The organism is Mycolicibacterium palauense (genome assembly GCF_002592005.1).
Taxonomy (GTDB): domain Bacteria; phylum Actinomycetota; class Actinomycetes; order Mycobacteriales; family Mycobacteriaceae; genus Mycobacterium; species Mycobacterium palauense.
On the sequence record NZ_NVQF01000009.1, the window covers coordinates 97747 to 106100 of the forward strand.

At 73.6% G+C, this 8354-nt stretch carries 5 protein-coding genes; 3 read left to right on the forward strand and 2 right to left on the reverse strand.

What is annotated here, in order from left to right:
* Positions 1 to 23: 23 nt before the first annotated feature.
* Genes CSR00_RS06045 through CSR00_RS06055 form a run of 3 tightly spaced genes read left to right on the forward strand, consistent with a single transcriptional unit; the run spans position 24 to position 3539 of the window.
* Entirely contained in the window at positions 24 to 1358 is a 1335-nt protein-coding gene (locus CSR00_RS06045; protein ID WP_245905856.1) for a nucleotide disphospho-sugar-binding domain-containing protein, read from the forward strand.
* Positions 1351 to 2556 carry a glucosamine kinase gene (locus CSR00_RS06050; protein ID WP_099021482.1) on the forward strand — a complete coding sequence of 402 codons (1206 nt, stop codon included), beginning with the start codon at positions 1351 to 1353 and terminating at the stop codon, positions 2554 to 2556. The genes CSR00_RS06045 and CSR00_RS06050 overlap by 8 nt, the downstream gene beginning before the upstream one ends.
* Positions 2553 to 3539 (forward strand): SIS domain-containing protein, encoded by a 987-nt coding sequence (locus tag CSR00_RS06055; RefSeq protein ID WP_099021483.1) that lies wholly within the window; start codon positions 2553 to 2555, stop codon positions 3537 to 3539. Before CSR00_RS06050 ends, CSR00_RS06055 begins: the two co-directional genes overlap by 4 nt.
* A gap of 13 nt (positions 3540 to 3552) precedes the next feature.
* On the opposite strand, the gene CSR00_RS06060 is transcribed toward CSR00_RS06055, so the two are convergent.
* Complete coding sequence (locus tag CSR00_RS06060; RefSeq protein ID WP_218014427.1) at positions 3553 to 7779, reverse strand: alpha-(1->3)-arabinofuranosyltransferase; 4227 nt, start codon at positions 7777 to 7779, stop codon at positions 3553 to 3555.
* A gap of 52 nt (positions 7780 to 7831) precedes the next feature.
* Positions 7832 to 8005 (reverse strand): DUF2613 domain-containing protein, encoded by a 174-nt coding sequence (locus CSR00_RS06065; protein ID WP_099021485.1) that lies wholly within the window; start codon positions 8003 to 8005, stop codon positions 7832 to 7834.
* Positions 8006 to 8354 lie beyond the last annotated feature (349 nt).

Genomic DNA, 8354 nt, shown 5'->3' on the forward strand with positions numbered 1-8354 from the left:
GGCGTGCGGCGCACAATGGCACGGTGACGACACCCCTGACCATCATGTTCTGGCCGGAGTCGGCCTACGGGCCGACGAACCAGTGCATCGGGCTGGCCGCCCTGCTGCGCGAGCGCGGCCACACCATCGTCTTCGCGGCCGAGAGCTCCTGGGCGGGCAAGCTCGCACCGCACGGCTTCATCGAGGAGCTCGTCGATCTCGCGCCGCCGGCCGACCCGACGACCGATGACGCTGCCGAGGACCCGGGCAAGTTCTGGACCGATTTCATCGCCGAGACCGCGCCGGAATTCCGGAAACCCACCATCGAGCAGCTGTCCACCTTCATCCAGCCCACCTTCGCCGCCCTCATCGACGGGGCCAGGTTCTGCGAACCCCGATTGCGCGAGATCATCGCGACCCACCGGCCCGACGTCATCGTCGAGGACAACGTCGTGCTCTTCCCGGCGCTGGCGACCTCGGGGGCGCCGTTCGTCCGGATCGTCTCCTGCAGCCCGCTGGAGATCCCGGGACCCGGCATCCCGCCGCCGTTCTCCGGGCTGCCCAGCGCCGACCGGTCACAGTGGAACGCCTACCGCGCCGAGTTCGACCGCACCCACCGGGCGATGTGGACGGAGTTCGACACGTGGGTGCGCGAACAGGGCGCCGGACCGCTGCCCGAGCTGGAGTTCATGCCCCGGGGTGGCACCCACAACCCGGCCGCCAACCTCTACGTCTACCCGGCCGAGGCCGACTACACCGATGCCCGCCCGCTCGACGACACCTGGACCCGGATGGACTCCAGCGTCCGGGAAACCGACGAGGACTACGTCCTACCCGCCGAACTGGCCGACCGGCCGGACGGCAGCGCCCTGATCTATCTGTCGCTGGGATCGCTCGGCGGCGCCGACGTCGCGCTCATGCAGCGGCTCGTCGACGTGCTGGCCGGCACCGAACACCGCTTCATCGTCAGCAAGGGACCCCAGGCCGACCGGATCACGCTGGCGGACAACATGGTCGGCGCGCAGATGGTGCCCCAGACCACGGTGATACCCCAGGTCGATCTGGTGATCTCGCACGGCGGCAACAACACCGTCACCGAGACGCTGCACTTCGGGAAACCGTTGATCGTGCTGCCGCTGTTCTGGGATCAGTACGAAAACGCCCAGCGCATCGACGAACTCGGGTTCGGTGTGCGGCTGGACACCTACCGGTTCGCCGACGCGGAGCTGACCGCCGCGGTGGACAAGCTGCTCGCCGACACCGCGCTGCGCGCCCGGCTCGCCGACCTGGGTGCGGCCATCCGGGCCCGCAACGGCCTGCGGGTGGGCGCCGACGTCATCGAGCAGGTCGGGCACCGGCACCGGGCCTCGCTTGCCTGAGGAGACGGACGTGCTCGACCTCGGCGAGCGCCACTGGCTGCAGATCCTGGCCGACCACGACGGCGGCACGGCCGAGCCGATGGTGTTGGGCCCGGCGGGGGACCGGCGCCGCGCCCGGCCGGGTGACGGGGCCGCGGAGGCCCTTATCGCGACGCTCGCCGGGGTCGACGGTGCGGTCTCGCGGGGCCGGTTCACCCTCCGTTCCTGGACGAAGCGGACCGCGGTGGGCGAGCGGCCCGTGGGAGTCGACCAGACCAACGAGTCGGTCATCGTCGGTGACGCCGCGGTGGTCAAGTGGTCGCGTCGTCTGCATCCCGGGCCCCACCCGGCGCCGCGGCGGATCGCCGTGCTGCGCGCCCGCGGGTTCGCCGGGATGCCGCAGCCGTGGGGACAGCTGACCTGGCGCGCCCCCGACGGCTGCGAGACCCTGGTGGCCAGCGTGGACGAGTACCTGCCCGGCGCGGCCGACGGGTGGACCTGGGCCGTCGACGCGTTCACCGCGGCCGCCCGCGCCCGCGGTCGGGAGCCGGCGGTGTCCGCCGCCACCGACGTCGGGCACCTGGTCGCCGAGCTGCACGCCGCGCTGGCGGACACCGCGTCGACCGCCTCGGCCGCCGACGCGCGGCGGTGGCGGGCCGATGCCCGCGCCGCCGTCGAGGCCGCCTGCGCGGTGGGGGATTCGGCCGGTGCGGCGCTGCTGCGCGATCGGCGGCACGACGTCGAGACCGCCGTGGACGGCCTCGGCGAGCTGGCCGGGACCCCGGTGATCGAAGGACACGGCGACCTGCACGTGGGACAGATTCTGCGCAGCGCCGGGGGGTTTCACGTCACCGACTTCGACGGCAACCCGGTGCTGCCCGCCGAGCAGCGGATGGCGCCCATCCCGGCCGCCGCCGATGTCGCCGGGATGGTGCAGTCGCTGGCACATGTCGCCGTCGTCGCGGCCAGACACGCCGATCTTGACCCGGCGGCCGTCGCCGCGGTGGACAGCGCGGTACGTGCGGCCTTCCTGGGCGCCTACACCAGCCGGCTCGCCGGGCTCGGCCGGGCGGCACTCTACGTCCCCGAAGCCCTGTATCCGTTTCGGGTACAACAGGTGTTGCGCGAGATTCTCTACGCCGCACAGTATCTGCCGCGCTGGATGTATGTGCCCGACGCCGCGCTGCCGGCGCTGCTCGCCGAGAGGACGCCCGCATGAACCCGGACCTGTTCCTGGCCGACGTGCACCGCAAACCCGACGCGCTGCGCAGACTGGCCGCGGTGCTGGCCGCCGGCAATCCGTGGGCGCCGGTGTTGCCTCCCGACACCACCCGCGTCGTGCTGCTGGGCATGGGGTCCTCGGCCTACGCCGGCCACGTCGCCGCCGCGCGGCTGCGCGCCCGGGGCCTGGTGGCCGCCTCCGAGCTGGCGTCCTCGACCCTGCTGCCCGACTGGGGGCCGGGCACCGTGGTGGTGGCCACCTCGGCCGGGGGCGGGTCGGCCGAGACGCTGGATGCGCTGGGCCGCCTGCCCGACGCGGTGACCACGATCGCGCTGACCAACACCGCCGGGTCCCCGGCCACCCGGCACTGCGACGCCGCGGTCGGCCTGGACGCCGGCGACGAGGACGGCGGCGTGGCCTGCCGCAGCTACCAGCACACGCTGGCGCTGCTGATGGCACTCGAATGCCACCTGTGTGGAACCGGCACCGATGCCCTGGCCGCCACGGTGGAGGCGGCCGCCACCGCCAGTGCCTACCTGCTCGACACCGAGAGCCGTTGGTGCCCTGCGGTGTCCGCGCTCGTGCTGGGGCCACACGGAACGCATCTGGCCGCGCCGGCGCGGCGATTCTGCTCCGCCCAGCAGGGCGCGCTGATGCTGCGGGAGGGGCCGCGACGCTCCGCGGTCGGCTGTGAGACCGGCGACTGGAGCCACGTCGACGTCTACCTGACCAAGACCACCGACTACCGACTGCTGGTGTTCGCCGGATCCGACTGGGAGACACAGCTTTCCGAGTGGACCACCGCCAGGGGCAGCACCGTGGTGGGTGTGGGGGGCGAGGTGCCCGGCGCCCGCTACACCCTTCGGTATCCCGGCGACGGCGACGACGACGTCCGGCTGCTCACCGAGGTCCTGGTGCCCGAACTCGTGGCCGCGCGCGCCTGGCAGGCGGCCACCGCGGGTGGCCGCGCCGCGACCTGACCCGCGGCGGCGCTCACCGGTTCTCGGTGGCGTCCTGCGCCGCCGAATCGTCGCGCCGGGTCCAGGGGATCGCCGAGGCGGCCAGCAGCAGCACCGATACCAACGCGAGCAGCTGCACCCCCGCGGCGTGTCCGACATACCCGTCGACATCCCGCCAGGGATGCCGCGACAACGCCGCGCCGGCCAGGATCAGTCCGCCCGGCACCCCGCCCAGTGCCACGAGCCCGGCGGCCCGGGGCCGGTCGCGCAGCCGGTGGAACACGGCGGCCGCCGCTGCGCCCACCACCGCGCCCACCGGCCCGGAGATCGCCGCCCCGGCCGCCACCACCGCGACGGTCGCCCACCGGCCCGGCGCCCACGGCCGGACCGGGGTGGGGCCGCGCCGCCGCGCCGGCAGCAGCGCCAGCAGCGCCAGCACGGGCAGCAGCGCCAGGCCACCGGCCAGGCCGGCCCGGTACAGGGCGTTCGACGGGAAGGTCAGGGTGACGGTGCCCGATGTCCCGGGTGGGATCACCCAGCCCTGCTGCCAGCCGTTGACGGTGACCGCACGCAGCTCGACGCCGGCGGCGGTGTGGGCCCGCCAGCCCGGGTTGATGCTCTCCGGCACCACCAGGATCCGCCCCTCCGGGGCGGGCGGCACGACCACCTCGCGGCGATCCGCACTCCACGCCCCGGTCGCCACCGGGACCCCGGAGGGCCCGGTGTCCTCGGTGTTCTCCGTGGCCAGCGGCCCGGCCAGCTGAACCCCGTCGACGACGAACGCCTCCCCGGGGCTGACCAGCACCTCCTGCTCACCCCGCGGCAGCTCGACCGGTGCCGGGTCGCAGGGCCGGGCGGTGACCGGTTCGCCGTCGAGCAGCGCACCCACGGTGGTGGTCACCGAGGTCTGGACGAAGCGGCCGGCCGCGGCGATCACCGGGCCCTTGCCGCATTCGACGGTGACGGTGCGCTTCCGGTTGGCGGCCGCGTCGGCCGGGGCGATCGGGCTGCCGTCGGGGTGCAACGCCACGGCCTCGGCCAGTCCGGGCGGCTTGACCTGGTCGAACCCCAGCGCGGTCCGGTCGATGACGTCGTCCCAGTCCAGCAGGCTGATCCGGATGGTGTCGGTGACCCGCGGATGCAGCCGAAGCGTTTGGGCGCCTTCGGTTTCCATGGATCTGACCTGGGGGCCGTCGCCGAGGTCGACGGCCACCAGGGTCGGATGGGTGGGCAGCGCCGACGAGCTCGGCGTCAGGCGCAGGGCGCCCACCTCGGTCGGGCGCGGCAGCGTCAGCGTCAGCGTCGGGGGACTGCGGTGCTGCACCACGCTCTGCGGTGCGGTCCACGCGGTGCGCGGGTCTCCGTCGGCGGCGGCGTAGGCCGAGCCCAGGACATCGATCGAGTCGGCCGGGCCGGTGGCGCTGGTGGTGCCCGGCTGGCGGACCAGGTCGGCCAGGGTGCTGCCCTGACGCGGCCGCACCCACACCGTGGGTGTGACCGCGATCGGTTCGGGGACCGTCAGCGTGCGGCTGAGATTGACCGGCTCCTCGGGCGCCAGCGCCATCGACGGCGCGCAGTGCACCCCGCCGGGGGCCTCGGCGCACCCCGACCGGCCCAGCAGCTCGGCGCCCAGGTCCCACTTGGCGATCTGGGCGTTGCGTGGTGATCCGGGCACCAACACGCTGTGGCGCAGGCTGACCGGATGTGCGAATCCGTTGGCGTCGTACTGGGTGACGGCCAGATCGATGATGCCGAACTGCACCCCCGGTGAGCCGTCGTCGGTGCCCACCGCGGTGATCCGGACCCAGGGCGTCTCCCCGAAGGGCAGCGCGGCGACCAACGGTTTGCCCGGTTCGTCGAAACCCACCGTGGTGGTGCCGTTGGCGGTGGAGATCTGAATGCGCCGCACCTGCGCGCCCACGGCGGTCGCGCTGGGCGTGATCGCGATCGTGGCGTTGGTGACCGGGTGGTCGAAGTCGACCTGGAGCCACTGTCCGACGGCGTTCTGCAGCGAGTTCGACACCCACCCGGTGGCATTGTCGCCGTCGATCGCGGCCGGCGGCCCGGAGGCCGGCGCCACGTTGGGCAGCGCCGTGGAGTCCGACGCCGAGCTCGAGGCGGTCAGCCTGCCGCCGTCCCACACCCCGTACACCGGATCGGCTCCCGGCGCCGGATAGTCGGGCACCCGGTTGTGGGTGTGGCGTTCGTCGCCGAGCGCGCGGATTGCCGAGGAGTGGTCGTCGACGCGGCCGTAGTCGGTCTCCCGCACGGTCGGGGTGTCGGTGACGGTCACCACCGGGGTCGGCAGGTACGCCCGCTCGGCATCCTGGGTGAGCAGCGCCGGCCCCAGCGGTCCCAGCCCGAGCAGGCGCCGGCGTTCGTCGAGGCGCAGCAACGATTCGGGTCCGCCGTCGACGCGTTCCATCGCGGTCGTGTCCACGAGGTAGGGGGCGCCGGGATTGCCGGGTGGCACCCCCACGGGGGCGACCCGGAAGATCTCCACCGCCGGATAGGCCGGGCGCAGTCCGCTGTCGGTGACGAAGCCCTCCAGGTTTCCGGGGCCCACGGGATCGCCGAACTGCGCGACCTTGACCAGGCCCGGCGAGCCCTCGATGCTGCGGTGCACCAGCAGCGGGCGCGCCGAACGGGAGGTGTCGGGGTCCAGGTCGTTGCGCAGCACCACATAGGAGATGCCTTGGCGTGCCAGCGTGTCGGCCAGTCCCGCCGACGGCCGCCCCGCGGCGAACAGTCGCTGCACCGAGTCCAGCGCCCGGATGGTCTCCGGCGGGTTCAGCGGAATCGAGTCCCGCACCCCCCAGGGGCTGTGCCCCAGCACCTGCAGCGGTTCGTCGTGGCTGTTGCCCCAGACCTGGGTGGCGAACGGGGCGCCGGGAACCGCCAGCACCCGCCCCGCCGTCGGGGTGCCCGTGTTGTGTTCGTCGAGCCAGTCGGCGGTCTGCTGCCAGTAGCCGGGGATGGCCGAGAATCCGCCCGGGGGCACCAGGCGGCCCGTCCACGCCAGCGAGGTGCCCACGGCCAGCGCGGTGAGCACGACGATGCCGACCGCCACCCGCTTGTCGCGTTCGGGATGGGCGAAGGCCCGTATCCACACCGCCCGCGCCACGCTGCCGGGCAGCGGCACCCGGGACAGCAGGTGGGCCAGGCCCAGCACGATCGGCAAGCGCAGCACCGGCTCGAGCTTGTGGACGTTGCGCAACGGCGCGCCCGCGGCGTCCAGGAACGCCTGGACCTGACCGGCGACGGGGGAGCCCAGCCCCCCGGCGTAGCCCAGGCACAGCAGCACCACCCCGGTCACCAGCATGGTGATCAGCCGGCCCCGCGCCGGCATGCTGCCCAGCGCCAGCCCGGCCAGCCCGCCGGCCGCCACCAGCGTCGTCGCCAGGATCGCCACCGGCCCGGTCACCAGCGACGCCGCGGCGGTGGCGTCGGGCGCGACGAAGGGGGTCCACGCGGCGGTGCCGCGCAACACCTCGATCAGCGAGGTCCACTGTGTGGTGACGCCCGAGGACTCGATGTAGTCCAGGAACGGGGGGCTCACCCGGCCCAGGGACAGCAGCGCGATGACCCACCACGTGACCGCCAGCGCCGAGCACGGCAGCCACCAGGCGGTGAACCGCAACCACTGCCGGTTGGGCCGGTGGGCCGCCCACCAGATGACCGCGGGCAGGCAGGCGGTGAGCGTGGCGACCGCGTTGACCGCCCCCATCAGGGCCAGCGCCACCGCCGATCGTGCCGCCAGAACCCGCAGCGAGTGGCGGTCGTCACCGCGCAACGCCAGGATCACCGGCAGCAACACCCAGGGTGCCAGCATCATCGGCAGGGTTTCCGAGGAGATCGATCCCAGGGTGGTCAGCACCCGCGGCGAGAGCGCGAAGGCCACCGCCGCCACCAGCCGCGACGAGGTGGTGCCGATGCCCAGCGCCTCGGCGACGCGGACCACACCCCACACCCCGGCGGTCAGCAGCAGCGCCCACCACAGCCGCTGGGTCACCCAGCCCGGTAGCCCGAGGACGTCGCCGGCCAGGAAGAACGCGCCGTGCGGAAACAGGTAGCCGTAGGCCTGGTTCTGCACCTGGCCGAAGGGCAGGTCGCTGTTCCACAGGTTGGCCGCCCGGGCCAGGAACCGCAGCGGATTGGCGGTCAGGTCGAGTTTGGTGTCCGGTGAGATCAACCCCGGCGACTGCGCGAACGCCAGTACCAGCGACACCGCCCCCACCAGCGCAAGCCAGCGTCGCGACAGCGCGGAACGTGCCTCGATCTCCGGCCCTCCCGGACGGGCCGGCGCGGTCAGGCTAGGTGCGGTCGCCGTATTCGACGCGGTTCAGCACCGACGACGCGGGGTCGCCCGCACTCACCGGAGGCTTGGTGTCCTGCTGCACCATCAGCGTCACCCCGAACACCGCGGCGGCACCCAGCAGCAGACCGACCACGATGCTGGCGGCGGCCGGTACCACGAACCGGGACATGTGGGCTCCTTCGCCTGTTGGGGCCGCTAGGCCGATGGTCTGGGGTCGCCCGCCAAACTAGCATGCGAAACCGGCGCCGAACCCGCTCGCTCACGCCGGCGGGGACCGCTTCGACTGATGGGCGGGGACCGCCCCGGCCCGATGGGCGGGGACCGCCGTGACGGGCCCGTGATCGCTTTCGGCGTCGCCGCCATGACAGCATGGGGCATGCGTTTCGCCCGGTTTGTGTCCCGGACCCTGGCGGCCACCGCCCCGCTCGCGCTCTTGGTGGCCTGTGCGCCGGCCGGCTCGTCGCCGCAATCGGCCCCGCCGGACCCGGCGTCCCCCCAGGTTTCGGCCCCCCAGGTCT